Source organism: Singulisphaera chitinilytica, from assembly GCF_049331405.1.
In the GTDB taxonomy this organism is placed as follows: Bacteria; Planctomycetota; Planctomycetia; order Isosphaerales; family Isosphaeraceae; genus PoT.
Window position 1 is genome coordinate 4,331,400 of the sequence record NZ_CP186274.1, and the last position, 17,251, is coordinate 4,348,650.

Genomic DNA, 17,251 nt, shown 5'->3' on the forward strand with positions numbered 1-17,251 from the left:
AGGACTCGCTTGCGAGGGCGTCATTGTGTTTCCCATCCGACAATTCTCTGAAAGCGGCCACGAAGATTTCCCCGGGAGACTGGTTGTTCGACTGGCCATTCGAAGAACTATCGTCGAGGTCAAACCGCTGGAAACTCGCGTGATCTCCAAGCAGTAAAACCCCCAGCCGGATTAGACCAACTCCGAGACGCCATCGCAGTCCCTTTACCTCATGAGGTAGGGCACCTGCGCGGACGATGACGCGGCAGGGAGCAATCAAGCTCGCGGCTTCGAGGAGTGGCATCATATCCACGGAACCGCCCGTCGCCTCGGCTTCGACAGGCTCATTGCCAAGCGCCCTCTTCGTGGAGTCGAAGGCATTCGCGAACTCGCGGAAACCTTTGATGTGCGCGTACCGAGCTCGAACAAGCTCCATCTCGGGCGAATTCGGGCCATAGCGAGCGTACGTGTCCGTGTATTCCGCAGTCACGATTTTGGGCAATTCTGTTCGCACTTGGCACTCTCTAGATTCAAGTTCGGCAACCAATCCTACAGAAAGTGCGCAATCTGCAAGCAAGAATCATGCCATCCTCAGAAGCCATCGACATCCATACTTTGAGACCTATTGCCCAAGGCCCCCGGATTGGGGCCCGGCAATTGGGGATCAACAATCCCAAGGGAAAGACCACGAAGTGCGGAGCTCACTCGTGCGTACGATCTCAGGCTTGGCGAAGCCCAAGCCCGGAGTTTGGTGTCAATCGGCGACGACTGATGCGATCTTCGCGAAGTTGAGCGGCTTTTGAAGGACGGCGTGGAGGGACATCTTGCGAATCGACTCGAGACGAGTCGGGTCGCTACAGCCGGTCGTGACGATGAACCGCGTGGGCGAATTTAAAGCCCTCGCCTTCTGGATGAGTAGCTCACCATCACCATCAGGCAACATCAAGTCGAGAAACACATAATTAGGCTGAGATTCGAGCAGCCTGAGGCCATCCTGCATTGTTGCGGCCGTGGCTACTGTCCAACCACTCTGGCGAAACATCAGCTCCAAGGCTCGGCGGGTAGTCGCGTGATCTTCGACGATCAAGAGACTCTTCAAACCCCGATCCATAAATCTCCCCGATCTCACATCACTAGAACGAGTGACGCCCATCGTCACGCTTCGCAACGCTCATGGCCCTTGACTTCAAAATTCACATTCACTAAAAAAATCGGACATTTGTGATACATCAGTCCAGCAATCGCAGTTCCTCGAACCGAGGTGGCTGAGGGGATGGGCCATCGTCTCTGTTCCGCAAATCAATCTTCATGGCATGATTCTCGGTTGGAAAGCACCATACCGAGCACGATGCTCTCCAATCCAGGTGCTTTAAGTCCAGGACATCCTGCCAGGCTATTCCCTATGGAATTGCTCGATTTTGGTTGGTCTCGGCGCAATAGCGGTTGTTCGCGAGATTAGGTCGCGGAGCTCAGGAGCGGGGGGGTGAGGTTGTACCGTCGGTCAAGCATCGTCCCAGGCCACTCAATGGCCAAACGAGTTATCAGAAATTATGTCCTCCAACGAGTTGAAACTCAAGATGAGGCCCGGTCGAGGGGACGGTTCAAAGATCCTGCTACCTGAGTTTTGCGTTGATCGAGGAGCAGCCGCCACTTCGAAAGGCCCTCCTGTATTCCATGTCCCCAGAAAGCACGTGTCATTCGGCTGTCAATCGTGTCGCGTTGACGTAGAGCCCTCGAGCTGAAATTATCGACTGGTGCGGGCCGACTCATTCGGTTTATCCGAGTCATCATGGCGTTTCTGATGGCGGAAGAGGACGATGCGAGATTTCGCACGCAAAAGCAAATCGAGTCCTTTCGTGATTGCAAAGCTGTCCTACATTTGAAGAGTGTATTAGCCCTCTCGTAGAGCTTGCGTCTGCACCGCATCGCGGGCGTAGCCTCGTTGGAAGGAATTCCGATGCTTCTACAGGCCCCCAGAACAGTTCCAACCGGATGGTGCGGCATTGCCGGATGCAATAATGGGAGATCGAGAAGTCACCCGCGTCGTGGCTTGGCATTTCCCCGAGGGAATTCGGGCAATCGATGACGAAGTCACGAGGCTGTGGCCCACTCATTCGAAGTCGATTCAAGGTTAACGAGGAGTGTCCCGCGTGATCGAGCCGAACGTCATTTCTCCCCGCCCGGCCCTGAAACGTCGCACCTTTTCCCCCTGTCGTCGGGTTAAATCGATTCTGGCAGGATGCTTCGTCGTTGCGATGACCCAGGCGCACTTCGCGGCTGCGCCGGCTCGAGGCCAGGACGCTCCTGCTAAAATCCGCACGGAAGACATCATCGACAGATTCGACATGGACCCGGATGGTGATCTACTCATCGTCCCCGTGACGCTCGGTCGCCGTAGTTTCCCGTTTATCCTCGACACGGGGACGACTCTCAACGCCTTCGACACCCAGTTGAAGGATTACCTGGGCCCGGTCCAGGAGTACATCGACATCAAGACGGCGAGCGGCGGCGAGACGCTCAAGCTCTACGACCCTCCCCGGGCGTTCATGGGCCGGTTCAACCTCCGGACTCCCCAGGGTGTCACCTGCATGGACTTGAACGGAGTCCGACGCGCGACGGGGCATGAGTTCTACGGGATCGTCGGGATGACCTTCATGCTCGACCGGGTCATCCACCTGAATTTCGACGAGGGCAAGCTTTCTTTCCTCAGATCGGACGCCCCCAGATTAGGAACGCCCGTGCCGATCGCCATGGTGAAGGAAATGCCCCGGATCAATGTCGACTTCGAGGGCCTCGGCCTGCGGAGCCTACTCTGCGACACCGGTAGTGTCGGAGTGGGAAGCGGGAACCTCAGCACTTCCGACTTCAACTCGCTGATCAAGAGCGGAGGGGTCAACCTGCTTGGCAAGGGCCTCAGCGCGGACCTCTCAAGGCAGCAGCAACCGACGCGTTACGGCCTGGTGAAGCGACTGAAGGTCGGCACGGAGTTCCACGAGGGCCTGATCTTCTCGGACCACGTCACCAGCGACATCCTGGGCATGGGCTTCTGGAAGCGCTACAACGTGACGTTCGACTTCCCGAATCACGTCGTCTACCTCCAGAAGAACCAGTACGACCCCTCCCTGGATGACTCACGGGTCGAGCCGACCGGCCTCCACTTCAAGGCCAAGAATGGTCGGGTCGTCGTCCACGGCGTGGACAACGGCTCTCCGGCCGCGAAGGCCGGCGTCCTCGCGGGAGACTTCCTCACCGCCGTGGATGGAAAGAAAGCCATCGAGATCCCGGTCCGGACGCTCCGTCGCGAATTCCGGATCAAGGGCAAGGACCTGAATCTGGCCTTCCGCCGGGGGATGATCGACTACGACGTGCGGATGAAGATCCCCAACCCGCAGGCCATCGGCGTCGAGTCCGAGAACCTCGAGCAACCCTGATCCTGATGCACGCTCCGCATAGGTAACCGTTGAAACGGAGTGATCTCCCCCTCCACTCCTGGATCCGGATTCGAGCCGACCGCCAAGACAGCGGAAAATATGATCGCGGAGGGCCGCTCGTCAGCCGCTGGCGATGAGCGGCCCCTGCCATATCCGGGCCGCTCTCATCAAAGGTTAGACAAGAAACACGTCACTCTAATAGACCGGATGGAACCGACGGATCGCCGCCTGAAGATTATTTACAACACCTCTCCTGATGAACGCCGCAAAATGCTCTGATCGACCCTGATTGATGTAGGCTATCTTTCACGAATTCGTCATTCTAGAATCTCTGGAAGTGTCGCGAGGTTGCCGCGATCTCGACTCTACCCTGAGGCAAGTGCGACAGTGGTCGCCCACTTCTCCACCCCAGGTTGGCGTCATCGAAGGCCAGTCTTCGCGAACGGCAGTCGACGACGACGTTTTGCGAGGGCATGGATGACGGCGTTCGAACCATTGAACGCGGAACGCCGAAGAAGCCGGTGTGATCCAAGGCGTGTCTGGTCGATTCAGTCGGCGACCGGGGCCACACACCCAGTTGCATCAATACTTGAAATGATATCGCCTTGATCACCAGTGCCCCGCTTCGGCTCGAGGCCCGCGTGGACGTCTCGGCGGTGGCGAAGCTGAGATCCGACAGAAAGTATTGAAATGGCGATGAGATTACCTCGGATTGCCGTGGCGGACTATTCCGACGCGTTGCAGCGTTACGGCCCGGATTCCTCCGAAGTCGCCAGGATCCGGAGGCGTTACGATCACCTCGAAGGCTTCGCCGAATTCGCCGACTCTTCGGATACGATCCACCGATCGCTCGAAGGGGTCGGGATCGAGGTCGATCCCATCCTGAAATCGGCCGAGGCGGTCGAACCGTGTCGACTCATCGTCCGGGCGGGAACCGACCCCGTGTCGAGTCGTCGCCTGCGATGGAAGATCGGGGTTGTCCTCCTCCGAGCTGGCGTGCTCCTACTCGGCTGGAAGGCCAGCTTCAGGCAGTACGAATTGAGGATCCGAGGGACGCGGTCGAATCCGCTCGGGTCTCGATGACCCGGCCTGGAGTCACCGGGCTGAACGGCCACGACGAGGGGCCGGAGAGCGCCGGCACGAGCCGCGATTAGACTTGCACGACTCTCGAGCCTCCCGCGATGAACCCGCCCGATTCCGGACATGGCGGATCGGGCGTCACCGCGATCCAGGGTCGCAGTGCGCCTCGCAACCACTTCTTCCGCATCGAGGCGTGGAAGGCCATGAGTTCGAGTGACGCCATCGAGGCGCCGGACGCCTCCCCGCGATCGGAGCGCTTGCGCAGTTCCATCTCCAGGGACTCATGGCGACGCGCCCGCATCAGGCATTCGTCCCGATGCTGCCAGAGTCGCGGCCCGTAGACGAGCACGCGCCCCACAACCACGCCCATGAGGCCGATTGCAAAGAGCGCGCCCCTCTGCGAGTGGCCCGCCTGCAAGTAGGCGAGGCCGCACGCGACGAACGCCACGAGCATCATGATCGTCCGGGTCGTCACCTGAAACCGAATCGGAGGCATCGTCACCTTCTCCGGCCCTGATAGGGTCCGCGAGCGAACTTCGATCGTGGAGTCATGTGTTGGCAAGGCCAATCCTTCGCAATTCCGCGGACCAATTCTGCATCACGCCGCAATCGGTACGAAAAAATTGGACTCGAGGTCGGGAACATCCGACCTTGCGGATTCCCGTTATCTCGGGTACAAGGCCGCACCAGTCGCGGTCGGACTCGAGCCACGCCCATGGATGGGAACGGCTCTGACCCGGGAATCTTCGCTCATCTCGTCGGTAAGAGGCCGGATCGACCGGCCTCCCGCGAATAGACCCGGGCGCATCGGCCAATCAGTCATGCCGTCTCGACTTCCCCCCCTCTCAGGGCCGTCGCGGCGATCCAATTTCGGTTCGGGGACCTTTCTCACATGACACGCGGCGTACTCTCGATTCCGCCGGTGCCAAGGACGGCCCCGGGGGTTCGTAAGACAATGCGAATGACCCGCTCAAGCGCGGCCTGTCTCTTCTTCCTCGCGCTCCTCGGCTCCCTGCTCGTGCCGGCCAGGCCGAGCTCGGGGGCCGCCGACGCCCCCTTGCCCGAGGGTATCGTCGACGAGATCAAGGTCGAAGGGAACGTCACGATCACGCAGGAGCAGGTCCGTTCCAAGCTGCTCAGCAAGGTGAACCACCCGCTCGATCGCAAGCAGATCGATGCCGACATCAAGAGCCTCCACGGCACGAAATGGTTCTCGAATGTCGAGGTGATGGCGCAGAAGTCGCCCAAGGGAAAAGGCTTTTACATCCTGATCTTCAAAGTCCATGAAATGCCCGTCATCACGCACGTGGAATTCATCGGGCTGAAGCACCTCCGGCTCAAGGAGGTCCAGGAGACGACCGGGCTCCAGAAGGGCAAGCGGGCCGACGCGACCCGCACGCGCCTCGCCGTCGGCCAGATCCAGCGCCTCTACGTCGAGAAGGGGTATGAGTCGGCCGAGGTCTACCTCCAGGAAGGTGGCAACCCCGGCGATACCAAAGTCGTGATCCGGATTTTCGAAGGGCCCAAGTATCAGGTCAAGCACATCGAGTTCCGGGGGAACGTCTTCGCCACCTCGGGCCAGCTCCGCACGAAGATCACGAGCCGCACGCCGATCCTCACTTTCGGCGGCAAGTTCCACCGGGATAACCTCGACGAGGACGTGCGGAAGCTCGTCGAATACTACCAGGGGCAAGGGTTCTTCGAGGTCAAGGTGACGCCGGTCACGCGGACAGGGAGCAGCATCGGCGACGTGCAGATCACGTACGTCATCTCCGAAGGGGTCCAGTACAAGCTCCGGAATATCCTCTTCGAGGGCAACAAGAAGCTCTCGACCGCCAATCTCAAGAAGGACATGTTCCTGAAGCCGGCACAGCCGGTCCTCGAGACCCAACGCGAGGCGGACCGCAAGAACCTGGTCTCCAAATACAATGAGATCGGCTGCATCGATACGCAGATCCTGCCGGAGGTGAAGTTCACCGACCAGCCGGGCGTCGTCGACATGGTCTACAAGATCGAGGAAGGGGAGCCTTATCTCCTCGGCGAGTTGATCATCCGGGGCAACGAGCGGACCAAGGACAGGGTCCTCAGGCGCGAGGCCGACATGGCAGCCCTCCTCCCCGGCCAGGTCCTCAACCTCAACCGCATCGAGCTCTTCAAGAGCCGGCTGGCGAACACGCAGTACTTCGTCACGTCGCCTGAACTCGGCAAGCCGATCGAGGTGAAGATCATCAACCGCCGTCCGGGTGATAAGCCCTACGGCGACGGTGTCGTGCCGCTCTCTGATGAGAGCGCAATGACACGCATGCAGAGCCCCCTCGACGACCTCCCCGGCCTGCCCCCCGCCACGACGGCCCCGGCGACGAACTCGGGCCGGAGCACCGGATCCTCGAGCACGTTGACCCCGTTCGGTGCCGGCGGCGAGTTCGACCCGCCCAAGGACGTGGGCCCGATCGAGCTCCCGACGGCCCCGCCGCCGCCGATCCCGCCGACCTTGCCGGCGGCGCCAGGCTCTCCGCCGACGACCCCACCGGTCGGTGCGGGCGAGCCCCCCGGCATGGAGCCGAGCCTGCCGGGCATGAACATGACGGACGTCGGCCCGGACCGGCAGGACCCCTTCCCCAACCGCTCCTTCGCCGACGTGGTGACCTCGGTGAGCGAGGCGCCCACGGGCCGGTTCATGTTGGGGGTCGGCGCCAGCGGCTGGCAGGGGCTCAACGGAAGCCTGACGATCTCCGAGAAGAACTTCGACCTCTTCGCCGTCCCCCGCTCGTTCGAGGACATCGCAAACGGAAAGGCCTTCCGCGGAGCCGGACAGAACTTCCAGATGTCATTGATGGTCGGCACATTGATCAACCGGGCCACGGTCAGCCTGAGCAATCCGTACCTCTTCGACCTTCCCATCGGCGGCAGTTCATCCGGTTACATCTTCCAGCGTTCGTATCCGGACTGGTCCGAGACCCGAGGAGGCGGTCGGTTCTCGCTTGGCCGTCAGTTCGGGACGTCGACCTACGCCGATGTCGCCTTCCGCGTCGAGGACGTGAATTTCTACGGCTATCGGACCCCGGCCCCTGCCGACTACCTCGCGGCCTCGGGACACACGTTCCTGACCACCTTGCGGCCGACCTTGCGTTTCGACAACCGGAACTCCCCCTTCATGCCCAACAAGGGGCAGTACCTCGAATTCGCCTTCGAACAGGGCTGGGGGTCGTTCACGTATCCGAAGGTTGAGCTCGAAGGCCGGACCTACTTCACGACCGGGACCCGCCCCGACGGCTCGGGGCCGAGGATCCTGGCCCTCCGCGGCCACCTCGGCTTCACCGGGCACGACACGCCGGTCTACGAGCGGTTCTTCGCCGGTTACTACGGCAGCCTCCGCGGCTTCCAGTACCGCGGCGTCGGCCCGCACGTCGACGACGTCAACATCGGCGGCATCATGATGGCCGTCGGCTCGATCGAGTACATGTTCCCGCTCTCGGCGAACGACATGTTCCGCCAGACGGTCTTCTGCGACTTCGGCACGGTCGAGAACAGCTACGACTTCAACAACTTCCGGGCCTCGGTCGGCACCGGCCTCCGAATCCAGGTGCCGCAGTTCGGCCCGATGCCGCTCTCGTTCGACCTCGCCTTCCCGGTCGCCAAGGCCAACGGCGACAAGGTGAACTACTTCAACTTCTCGGTCGGTGCCTTCTATTGAGATCCGAACCGGGCCGTGCGACGGCCCGATCCTCCCCTCCTATCTCCTGCCCACCTCAACGCCCGCCCTCCCCTCCCCGTCGCACGACTGAGCCGCCTTCCGGGGGACGATCCTCGCGAAGGCTGACGGGAGGAGATGCAAGGCTCGCCAGCCTCTCACGCGATGGGAGCCGAGAACCCGAGCCCGCCCTGGTTCAGTAAGTAATCAGGCTGAAGACGTTGGTGCTGTCCAGCCTGGCCCGTCCGTTCAGGAAGCCCAGCTCGACGACGAACGCGCAGCCGACGACCTCGGCCCCGGACTGACGCACCAGGTCGACGCAGGCGCGCATCGTGCCGCCGGTGGCCAGGACGTCGTCGAGGAGCAAGATCCTCTTGCCCGGCTCGATGGCGTCGTGGTGCATCTCGAGCCGGTCACTGCCGTATTCGAGCTCGTATTCGAGCGAGACGGTCTTGTACGGCAGCTTGCCCGGCTTCCGGATCGGGACGAACCCGACGTTGAGCTCTAGGGCCAGCGGTGCCCCGAAGATGAACCCGCGGGCCTCGGCGGCGGCGACGGCGTCGATCGGCTGCCCCGAGAAGGCCTCCGCCAGGCGAGCGATCACGGCGTGGAACGCCGGCGGATGGCCGAGGAGCGGCGTGATATCCTTGAACAGGATCCCGGGCTTGGGGAAGTCGGGCACATCACGGATCCAGGCCTTCGGGTCGACTGCCGACGAATCGCTCATCTTGGATGATTCCTTCAAGGTGACGGAAAGCCGCCATCATAGTCAGCATGACGGAGCAAGTGAAACACCCGCTGACCTCGGCCGGTCCCAGGATGCTGGGCTCGGACGAGGGCAGCGGGTGTTGTTCGCGTTCGCGAGGAGACTCAGACCCGAGGGCTCCGACCAGCATCAAGGGGCGAAGGAGTCAGAATCGCCCGCGGGGGACTGGCGGATCGCCGTCGGGTCGGATGCCTGCTTCTGGTTCGCGGCGGGAGTGTCGTATTCACTGGACGAGCTCTGCCCGGGGACCGGGAGCCGGACGCCGACGAACTCCGCGCCTCCCGAGATCGAGTCCTTGTGGATCGGCCCGAGGCCGCCGATGAACACATCCTTGGAGCTCGCCGTGGCGAGCATCGTGCCCGAGTTCCACATGAACTGCCCGCTCGCGCGGTCGTAGGCGAAGAGGGCGAGCTTGGCCACGGCCTGCTGGTCGCTCCGCTTGATCAGCGGCAGCTCGGGGATGGTGCCGCTCGGGATCCCCGTGACGGTCGGCGGGATGGTGGTCTGCGAGATGCCCAGGAGCCAACTCTTGTCGTTCGTGCCGTAGGCCCCCACGCGGGCCTCGACGACCCATTGGGCCTGCTCGGGCTTCGCTCGCAGCAGCACCCCTTGCGAGAGCATGGCCTGGCGGATGCTCGAGACGACCCAGCCCTGGTCGACCGACGTGACGTTCGTCGTGTCGAGGTAGACTGGAACCCCAGTCAGGGGCCGGAAGTCAACCTTCTGGAGGGCGTTATCCCAGGCGTGAGTCAGGAGGAGCTGCTCGGTGCCGGAGCGGGTCGTCCCGGTCGTCTTGACCGTGCCGCAGCCGACCGCCGATAGGAGTGCGAGCGCGAGCACCGAACCGTTCTGGGGCCTCGGCCATCGCCGCTGGGTCGCCATGCGGGCGCTCCTCGATAAGAAACGGGTCGAGAGGATTTCGTTTGCGACGCCCCTTCCGGGACCTTCGCGTCCAACTTGGATGGGATGGGCGAAACACGAACGATGCCCCGATGAGGTCGGGCAGGCGGCGCACGTCGATCGCGTTCGGCTCCAGACGTCTCGCGGGCATGCCCCCCGAGGAGGAGGCATGCCCATCGAGATTCATCCGGAGGATCGGCCGGGCTCGTGGGCCCGGCCTCGGACTGCTCACTTCGAGGACGAGCCGCGCTTCAGGGACTCGACCTGCTTGACGACGTCCGGGGAGGCCGCGGCCGGGGCCGACATCCTCGCCGAACGCGTGGGCGGCGGGGTCGGGCTCTGGGACTTGCCCGACTCCGGAAGGGTGCCCGCGGGGTTGCTCATGAGCTGGACGTCGGAGTCGGCCAGGGCGTCGTGCTGCTCGTTCTCGTTGGCGAGCTTCGTGTGGCCGGTCAGCTTGTTGTCGATGGCCGAGGCCTTCATCAGGTCGACCATGTAGCTGTTCATGGCCTCCTTGAGCTTGACCTCATAGATCATGTCATATGTGCTCTTGCGAACACGTTCATCCTTCGCGTCGACCTTCTGGGCCGGGATGATGCCTTCGCGACGGAGGATGATCCAGGTCGACTCGGCCACCTGGATGGGGCCGGTGAAGTCGCCGTCCTTCGGCTTGTGGCTGACGTCCTTATCGCTCGGGTCGCCGTCGACCAGCTCGCGGAAGGCCGCTTCGGATACGGTCCTGGGATAGGCATGACGCGAGATCGGCTCGGCGAGGAGCCCGCCCAGCGAGCGGCTGCCCGTGTCGATCGAGCGGTCCTGGGCGATCTTCTCGAAGCCCCCGGGGTTCTTGCGAACCTCTTCCCAGACCGACTGGGCCGTCGCCAGCTTGTCGAGCATGATCACGCGGCAACGAAGCTTATCGCCGTAGGCGGCCTCGAACGACTCCTGCAGGTCCTTCGGGGTGACCTGGACTCGCTTCGAGGCGAGCTTGCGGAGCGCCAGGGCCGGATAGATGATGTCGCGGGCGTACTGGACGGGGCTGATGCCTCGTTCCTTCTCCAGGGTCCGGAGCCAGTTCTCGCGGTTGACGCCGCCGACGCTCTGGGCGACGTTGTTGATCTCCTGGTCGATCTCGGCCGCCGTGACCTCGTAATTGTTCTTCTTCAAGGCCTGCTCGATGAGCTTGCGGGCGATCAGGGTCTCGAGGATTTCCTCGCCCTTGCGCGCCACGCACTCGTCGGCGAGCTGCATGCGGCTGATCACCTCGCCGTTCACGACGGCGATGGGGTCGGTGGGGTTCACCGGCAGGGCCTGCGGCACGAGCTTGATCTGCCCGGTCCCGTTCTCCTTAATGTCCTTCTGGCTGAATGAGGCCGGAGGCGCCTGGTCTTCGCTCGCGGCCTGTTCCTGCTTGGGCTTGGCGGCGGCAGCCTTATTACGGCGGGGCAACAGGTCGGCAGATGCCTCGCCGGCCTCGAGCAGCCCGAGAGCGGCAAGGGTGATCAACATCGCACTGGAGCTTCGACTACGCTTCCTTGCAACCATCGCGAGCCATCTCCTTGGTATCAGAGGACCCTACCGGAAAAGAATCGTTCAAGTTCCGGGCTATATCGGCCGAGACTCTACCAATCGGCCGGATAGGGTCAACGTCAATTCGAAGGATCCTCCCGGCTACCGAGCCTTCCTTTTCCCACCCTCTTCATCTCTCCACCTTCGCCGCGGCCGGGCCAGATCCCGAGCGGTATTGCGCCAGGATGTCCGGAGTTTTCCGCCATCGCAGGGAGCTAGCGGCCGCGTATGACCTGGTGACCACCTTTGTAATCGCTTTCCTGTTACCATGGTGATCTCTCATACGTGAGGTCGCCGGTCGCCCAACGGCTACGCGACCATGCTGGGCTTGCACCGAGGACTCCCGTCCCGCGTGTCGAGGCCTGCTCTATGCCCGGACGGCTCTTAAATCTGTGGTGAGGAATGTCGATGCGAGGTGCGGTCACCCTGTCCTGCGGGTTGCTCGGGGGGTTCCTGGCTTTTTCCCCGGCCTTTTCCCCGGCCCAGTCCTTCGAGAAGCATGTCGCGGTCTCTCAGGAGGTCAACGCCTCGATGGCGGGCCGTGACGCGATGCGACAAGGGGGCAATGCGATCGACGCGGCCGTTGCCACCGCATTTGCCCTGGCGGTGACCCACCCCGCGGCGGGGAACATCGGAGGAGGCGGCTTCATCGTCGCCTACATCACCGAGAGCCGGGAGATCGTGACGGTCGACTTCAGAGAAAAAGCTCCCGCGGCCTCCGAGCCTCGCATGTATCTCGACGCCAAGGGCCGACTCCTCCCCCACCATCGCGCAGGCGCTCGAGCCGCCGGCGTGCCTGGCACTGTCCGAGGCCTCGGCCTGGCGCACGCCAAATATGGGAGGCTCCCGTGGAAACAGCTCGTCACCCCGGCCGCGGAGCTGGCCCGCGACGGATTCACGATCACCGAAACCCTGGCGCATTCGCTCAATGATCAGCTCTTCTCGAAGCGAAAGCTCGAGGCCGGCGGCCGCGATGACCTCGGCTCGAATCCCGACCGGCTCTCCGACTTCCCCGAGTCCATGGCGGCCTACGCCAAGCCCGATCATACCCGCTGGAAAGCGGGCGACCGACTCATCCAGCCCGACCTCGCCGCGACCCTCGACCGCATCGCCGTGGAAGGCCCCGACGAGTTCTACAAGGGGAAGACGGCGAAGATCCTCGCCGATTACTCGAAGCAGCACGGAGGACTGATCACGCTCGACGACCTCGCCGCTTATCAGGCCGAGTTGAGGGCTCCGATCCATTCGACCTACCGGGGATATGACATTTATGGCATGGGCCCCGTCGCTTCTGGCGGGATCGTCCTGGCCCAGATGCTCAACATCCTCGAGACGTTCGACCTCAAGAGCGATGGCCATCAGTCTGCGCGAACCTTGCATCGCGTCACCGAGGCCATGCGCCGAGGTTTCTACACGAGAGCGACGGAGGTCGCCGACCCGGCATACGTCACGGTCCCGGTCGAGAAGCTCATCTCCAAGGAGTACGCCAGGGAGCTCGCAAGCACGATCTCCGACCGCGCCACCCCGAGCGAACAACTCGCCTCCTTCCGTATCGTCCCGGCCGAGGGCAACGACACGACCCACCTCTCGACCATGGATGGTTCCGGCAATGCCGTGGCTTTGACCTACACTCTGGAGGAAGGCTACGGTTCGAAGGCGGTGGTCGCCGGGGCCGGCTTCCTGCTGAACAACGAGATGGGGGATTTCAACCTGATCCCCGGGCGCACGGATGTCACGGGCCGAATCGGAACGACACCGAACCTGATCGCACCGAACAAACGCATGCTGAGTTCTCAAACTCCTACCCTGGTGCTCAAGGAGGGTAAGGTCCGCGTCGTCACGGGCTCTCCGGGCGGCCGTACTATCCCTAACACTGTGCTCTGGGTCGTCCTGAACCTCCTGGAGTTCGAGCTCTCCCCGCGCGAAGCGGTCGATGGGGCTCGCACCCATCACGCCTGGTTTCCAGATGTGTTGACGCTGGAAGGCTCGTCCTGGCCCGAGCAGGTTCGGCAGGAATTGTCAGCCTTGGGACACCGCGTCCGCTCGGTCGCGATCCAAGGCGATGCCCACACGATCGTCGTCGACCCTGCGAACGGCCGGCGGATCGGGGTCCCCGACCATCGCCGCGTCACCTCGGCGGCCGCCGGCGACTGAACTCTCGGAGCCAATGGAGCGGGCCTTCTCCTGGGCCCGCGTTTCCACATGAGGGACCATGAGTAGCCGAGTCTTCCATGGAGACATGAGCCTTGGCGGATGCTGAGGGGCGGTAAGGGGCGGTGACGGTGAGGGCGGAGTGACCGAAATCAACGCATTTTCCGCCGACTTCGAAAAAACAACGACTGAACGTGGCTCATTTTCTCGATCTTTACGTAAGGGATCCGAATGGCCTAACGAACGACCCCTTCGAGCGTGAGTTAGGGGGAGTCCTGTCGAGGCCATCGAGGCGAGAGGACGAGGCCAGGAGGCCCCGTCCGGGGCACTCGATCCGCACGAGTGCCATCAATCGGGAGTCGAAGTCCATGTCCGAGAGGCCACGTTCCATCAGTCCGACGATCGTGCTCCGAATCAGCGATGGATCATCGCACATGCACCGATCCTTCAACGATTATTCCCAGGCCGTCCGCAGCGCGGAGGCCTATGCGGGTGCGGGTTTCTCCGTGTCGATGATCTCCGCAACCGGGCGCTTCCTGATGGCGTTCGATCCGAGGGGCCAGAAGGCGGCGGTCTGAGCCGCCGGATCCGATGGCGAGCCTTTGTTTCTCGCCATCTCCGAGTGTGAACCCCGAAATTTCCGCGGAAAACCGCGCCCGATCGCGCGAAATGCCGATTTTTCCTGTATGTTTTCCGCGTAATCGTCGAATACGTTCCGCAGGAGCCTCGGACTCGACCGCCGGCGTGCGACGAGGGCCGCAGGATTCACTCCACGAACATCCGCACCCTCTATTCAGGAGGACGACCGTCCATGGCCAAGAAAGCCGCCCCGAAGGTCGCCGAAGCGAAGGCCGCCCCCGCCGAGAAGGCCCCTGCCGCCGCCAAGCCCGCCGCCAAGTCTGCCACCAAGGCCGAGGTCTTCTCGACCCTCAGCGAGCGCACCGGCCTGACCAAGAGCGAGATCTCCAGCGTCTTCACCGCGCTGAACGAGGTCATCGGCAAGGAACTGGGCAAGAAGGGCCCCGGCCTCTTCGTCGTCCCCGGCCTCCTGAAGCTCAAGGTTGTCCGCAAGCCCGCCACCAAGGCGAAGCAGGGCGTCAACCCCTTCACCAAAGAGCCGATGACGATCAAAGCCAAGCCCGCCCGCAACGTCGTCAAGGCGCTGCCGCTCAAGGCCCTGAAAGACCTCGTCTGAGATCGTTCGTCATCGACGTCCGATCACCAGCCCGAGCGAAAGGCCGCGCCCCCGAATCGAGCCCACTCGATTCGACCCAGGCGCGGTCGCTTCCTTTCGAACGACTTGAGTTCCGGCATGATCGACCCTGCCCTCAGCCAATCTCGAGGACATTCTCCCTCCCATCCCCGGAACCATTCCGATCCATCAAGGCGAACCTCGGTCGCCCTCCCCCCCTCCATGATGATGCGATCGCTCCGCGGTTGACCTTCTCGACTCCCTTCATCAAATACCAAAACGACCGCGATCCGGCCGCGGATTCATGGCAACGAGGATCTCGTATTTAAGCGAACAATTCTTCACAAAACCTGAACCGCCAGATATGGCGAATCCTTCCCCTGGTCGCCCGGTTATTCTTGTCATCTTATTGATGTTGCCGATCGAGTGATCCGCTCGGTATCGTACCTAGAACGTCACGAGTGACAGACCCAACCCCTGCGGATTCCTCTTGTCACTCGTACGACACAATTCGCGAGCCGGCGTGGCGGAATGGCAGACGCTGAGGACTTAAAATCCTTTGGGGGGTAACCCTCGTGTGGGTTCGACTCCCACCGCCGGTATTCGATAATCATCCCGCGACAATCTGAACCTGCTACTGAAGGTTCCGCAGAGCAGGACCACATCCCGCCTCTCTCGCCCAATTCTGGCGAGTCATTTCATCCTCCGAGACGCAATCCGATTGAGCCTTGGGCCGAAGCGATGTGGTCTTAACAAGTTCGCATCTTGTCCCATGCCTTAACAGCCGGCCCATCTGTTGATGACTAAATACTGCCTCCGGTTCCGATCTCGATACAGGCAATCTCGAATCTTCACTCGCAAGCAATCGGAGCTTTAGACCTTGCGAGACGATCACCAATTCCGAATAATAAAAATGAGACTGAGTCTCAGGATCAACGAGAACGACTCTGACCTCCTCCCCCCACTGCATCCCTCTTCTTGGAACATCCTTTGATGTTTAACCGATCCCCTGGATCTCGTGGCTTCACCTTGATCGAGTTGTTGGTCGTCATCGCGATCATCGCGGTGCTGATCGCCCTGCTGTTGCCGGCCGTCCAGGCGGCGCGCGAGGCCGCCCGGCGTGCCCAGTGCACGAACAACCTGAAGCAGGTCGGTATCGCGATGCACAGCTACGCCGATCGGGTCGGGGGATTCCCGCCTTCGGCGATCGGTCGCTCGAATCCGAACCTCGAGATGTTCGGCGGGTGGGGCTTGCAGATACTCAGTTACCTCGAACAGGCACAGGTCTACGACTCTTACAACATGAACTGGGGCTTCCACCTCCCGGTCAATCAGACGTCTGTTCGGACGGTCATTTCTACCTACATTTGCCCCTCGACACCGCGTCCTCCACAAGCCGTCAAGGGTGTGGCCGTCTTCACGGGCAGCGTCGGGACCCCCGACATGAATCTGGCAGCGGCCCCCGGAGATTATTTCACGGCCCGCTCGTATGTCGATCCCTGGAACGTCCCCTCCGCCAGCCGGGTTGAATACACGGGGGCCCTCGACCAGACCGTCCACACCCCATTCCAGTCGATCACCGACGGCCTCTCGAACACGCTCCTAGCCTATGAGTGCGCGGGCAAGCCGGATCATTACGTCCGGGGCAAGCTCGCGTTCACGTTCCCGAATCCGTCTTCCCCGCAGGCGGCCGACCGCTGGTTCGCCCATGGCGCCTGGGCGGGCTATATGAACATGCGAATTATAAGCTTTCGCGGCGATCAGACGGATTACGACGGCCCTTGCGTCATCAACTGCCACAACGGCTGGAACGCCATGTACTCGTTCCACCCCGGCGGGCTCAACGCCCTCGCATGCGACGGCTCGGTGCGATTCCTCAAGGAGTCGATGGCCAAGTCCGTCATCAAGGCGTACGTCTCCCGCGCGGGGGGCGAGGTCATCAGCGCCGACCAGCTTTGAAGGAAGCCGGAGCCAGCCTGATGAAATACTCGATTCGAAGCCGGCTTTCTCGATTCATCCTGCTCGTCTCGCCCACCCTGGCGTTGGCGTTCGGTTGCGCCGACGATGCGGGCAAAGTCCCGCTCTATACCGTGACGGGCAGCGTGCAGGTCGATGGCAAGCCTGCAAGCGGGGTCCAGATCCGGTTCTACCCGGCGGACAAGGTCGGAGACCTGGACTCGCTCAATCCGACATCCGTCTCGAAAGAGGATGGCAGTTTCCTGATGGGAACTTACACCAAGGACGACGGCGCCCCGGAAGGCTTTTATAAGGTCACGCTCTACCTCCCTGCCGAGCCCCCCAACGGCTCGAACTCTCCCGACGACCTGCTGGGCGGAGAGTACCTCGACCCCGCCAAGACTCCGCTCAAGGCGACCGTCAAGGTGGGCGAGAATCGGCTCGAGCCGTTCCAGGTCGCGAAATCTGGCAAGACCCCTCGTAAGCGCCCCGCTCAGGCGAAGCCGGATCTGGATGGCTCGGAGTGACCGGCGCGG

The 17,251-nt window shown here is 62.3% G+C and carries 13 protein-coding genes and 1 tRNA gene; 9 read left to right on the forward strand and 5 right to left on the reverse strand.

Going from position 1 to position 17,251, the window contains the following annotated elements:
- Nucleotides 1–733 precede the first annotated feature (733 nt).
- The gene (locus tag ACOYYX_RS17320) at nucleotides 734–1,066 is read right to left on the reverse strand and encodes a response regulator (RefSeq protein ID WP_422931165.1); all 333 of its coding nucleotides are present in this window, start codon (nucleotides 1,064–1,066) and stop codon (nucleotides 734–736) included.
- Nucleotides 1,067–2,234: 1,168 nt separating this feature from the next.
- Here ACOYYX_RS17320 and ACOYYX_RS17325 point away from each other — a divergent pair.
- Together ACOYYX_RS17325 and ACOYYX_RS17330 are read left to right on the forward strand one after the other, a co-directional pair.
- The gene (locus ACOYYX_RS17325) at nucleotides 2,235–3,410 is read left to right on the forward strand and encodes a PDZ domain-containing protein (RefSeq protein WP_422931166.1); all 1,176 of its coding nucleotides are present in this window, start codon (nucleotides 2,235–2,237) and stop codon (nucleotides 3,408–3,410) included.
- Nucleotides 3,411–4,127: 717 nt separating this feature from the next.
- Nucleotides 4,128–4,493: a hypothetical protein gene (locus ACOYYX_RS17330; protein WP_422931167.1), complete on the forward strand. Its 366-nt coding sequence runs from the start codon at nucleotides 4,128–4,130 to the stop codon at nucleotides 4,491–4,493.
- Nucleotides 4,494–4,560: 67 nt separating this feature from the next.
- On the opposite strand, the gene ACOYYX_RS17335 is transcribed toward ACOYYX_RS17330, so the two are convergent.
- Nucleotides 4,561–4,986, reverse strand: coding sequence for a hypothetical protein (locus ACOYYX_RS17335; protein WP_422931168.1), 426 nt, complete (start codon nucleotides 4,984–4,986; stop codon nucleotides 4,561–4,563).
- A 465-nt stretch (nucleotides 4,987–5,451) separates the two neighbouring features.
- On the opposite strand from ACOYYX_RS17335, the gene ACOYYX_RS17340 reads away from it, so the two are divergent.
- Complete coding sequence (locus ACOYYX_RS17340; RefSeq protein ID WP_422931169.1) at nucleotides 5,452–8,184, forward strand: BamA/OMP85 family outer membrane protein; 2,733 nt, start codon at nucleotides 5,452–5,454, stop codon at nucleotides 8,182–8,184.
- A gap of 193 nt (nucleotides 8,185–8,377) precedes the next feature.
- Here the strand turns inward: ACOYYX_RS17340 and ACOYYX_RS17345 are convergent, their stop codons facing one another.
- The 3 genes from ACOYYX_RS17345 to ACOYYX_RS17355 all read right to left on the reverse strand — a co-directional run bounded on the left by ACOYYX_RS17345 (nucleotide 8,378) and on the right by ACOYYX_RS17355 (nucleotide 11,356).
- Nucleotides 8,378–8,908, reverse strand: a complete 531-nt coding sequence (locus ACOYYX_RS17345) for an adenine phosphoribosyltransferase (RefSeq protein ID WP_422931170.1) — start codon at nucleotides 8,906–8,908, stop codon at nucleotides 8,378–8,380.
- A 168-nt stretch (nucleotides 8,909–9,076) separates the two neighbouring features.
- Nucleotides 9,077–9,829, reverse strand: a complete 753-nt coding sequence (locus ACOYYX_RS17350; protein WP_422931171.1) for a DUF6655 family protein — start codon at nucleotides 9,827–9,829, stop codon at nucleotides 9,077–9,079.
- Between the two features lie 246 nt (nucleotides 9,830–10,075).
- Entirely contained in the window at nucleotides 10,076–11,356 is a 1,281-nt protein-coding gene (locus ACOYYX_RS17355) for a peptidylprolyl isomerase (RefSeq protein WP_422931172.1), read from the reverse strand.
- Between the two features lie 468 nt (nucleotides 11,357–11,824).
- Between ACOYYX_RS17355 and ggt the strand changes: the two genes are divergently transcribed.
- The 6 genes from ggt (at nucleotide 11,825) to ACOYYX_RS17385 (ending at nucleotide 17,242) form a co-directional block, all read left to right on the forward strand.
- On the forward strand, nucleotides 11,825–13,570 hold the full coding sequence (ggt, locus tag ACOYYX_RS17360) for a gamma-glutamyltransferase (RefSeq protein WP_422931173.1): 1,746 nt from the start codon (nucleotides 11,825–11,827) through the stop codon (nucleotides 13,568–13,570).
- A 431-nt stretch (nucleotides 13,571–14,001) separates the two neighbouring features.
- Nucleotides 14,002–14,145, forward strand: coding sequence for a hypothetical protein (locus ACOYYX_RS17365; protein ID WP_422931174.1), 144 nt, complete (start codon nucleotides 14,002–14,004; stop codon nucleotides 14,143–14,145).
- 233 nt (nucleotides 14,146–14,378) lie between these two features.
- The gene (locus ACOYYX_RS17370) at nucleotides 14,379–14,762 is read left to right on the forward strand and encodes an HU family DNA-binding protein (protein WP_422931175.1); all 384 of its coding nucleotides are present in this window, start codon (nucleotides 14,379–14,381) and stop codon (nucleotides 14,760–14,762) included.
- A 514-nt stretch (nucleotides 14,763–15,276) separates the two neighbouring features.
- Nucleotides 15,277–15,361 (forward strand) — tRNA-Leu (locus ACOYYX_RS17375).
- A gap of 391 nt (nucleotides 15,362–15,752) precedes the next feature.
- Entirely contained in the window at nucleotides 15,753–16,718 is a 966-nt protein-coding gene (locus tag ACOYYX_RS17380) for a DUF1559 domain-containing protein (protein WP_422931176.1), read from the forward strand.
- A gap of 20 nt (nucleotides 16,719–16,738) precedes the next feature.
- Complete coding sequence (locus ACOYYX_RS17385) at nucleotides 16,739–17,242, forward strand: hypothetical protein (RefSeq protein ID WP_422931177.1); 504 nt, start codon at nucleotides 16,739–16,741, stop codon at nucleotides 17,240–17,242.
- The last annotated feature ends 9 nt before the right edge of the window (nucleotides 17,243–17,251 follow it).

Bases quoted from the DNA above. Each gene is read 5' to 3' on its own strand.
- ACOYYX_RS17325 (WP_422931166.1), top strand. From the start codon at position 2,235: ATGACCCAGGCGCACTTCGCGGCTGCGCCGGCTCGAGGCCAGGACGCT.
- ACOYYX_RS17335 (WP_422931168.1), bottom strand. From the start codon at position 4,986: ATGCCTCCGATTCGGTTTCAGGTGACGACCCGGACGATCATGATGCTC.
- ACOYYX_RS17340 (WP_422931169.1), top strand. From the start codon at position 5,452: ATGACCCGCTCAAGCGCGGCCTGTCTCTTCTTCCTCGCGCTCCTCGGC.
- ACOYYX_RS17345 (WP_422931170.1), bottom strand. From the start codon at position 8,908: ATGAGCGATTCGTCGGCAGTCGACCCGAAGGCCTGGATCCGTGATGTG.
- ACOYYX_RS17350 (WP_422931171.1), bottom strand. From the start codon at position 9,829: ATGGCGACCCAGCGGCGATGGCCGAGGCCCCAGAACGGTTCGGTGCTC.
- ACOYYX_RS17355 (WP_422931172.1), bottom strand. From the start codon at position 11,356: ATGTTGATCACCCTTGCCGCTCTCGGGCTGCTCGAGGCCGGCGAGGCA.
- ggt (WP_422931173.1), top strand. From the start codon at position 11,825: ATGCGAGGTGCGGTCACCCTGTCCTGCGGGTTGCTCGGGGGGTTCCTG.
- ACOYYX_RS17365 (WP_422931174.1), top strand. From the start codon at position 14,002: ATGCACCGATCCTTCAACGATTATTCCCAGGCCGTCCGCAGCGCGGAG.
- ACOYYX_RS17370 (WP_422931175.1), top strand. From the start codon at position 14,379: ATGGCCAAGAAAGCCGCCCCGAAGGTCGCCGAAGCGAAGGCCGCCCCC.
- ACOYYX_RS17380 (WP_422931176.1), top strand. From the start codon at position 15,753: ATGTTTAACCGATCCCCTGGATCTCGTGGCTTCACCTTGATCGAGTTG.
- ACOYYX_RS17385 (WP_422931177.1), top strand. From the start codon at position 16,739: ATGAAATACTCGATTCGAAGCCGGCTTTCTCGATTCATCCTGCTCGTC.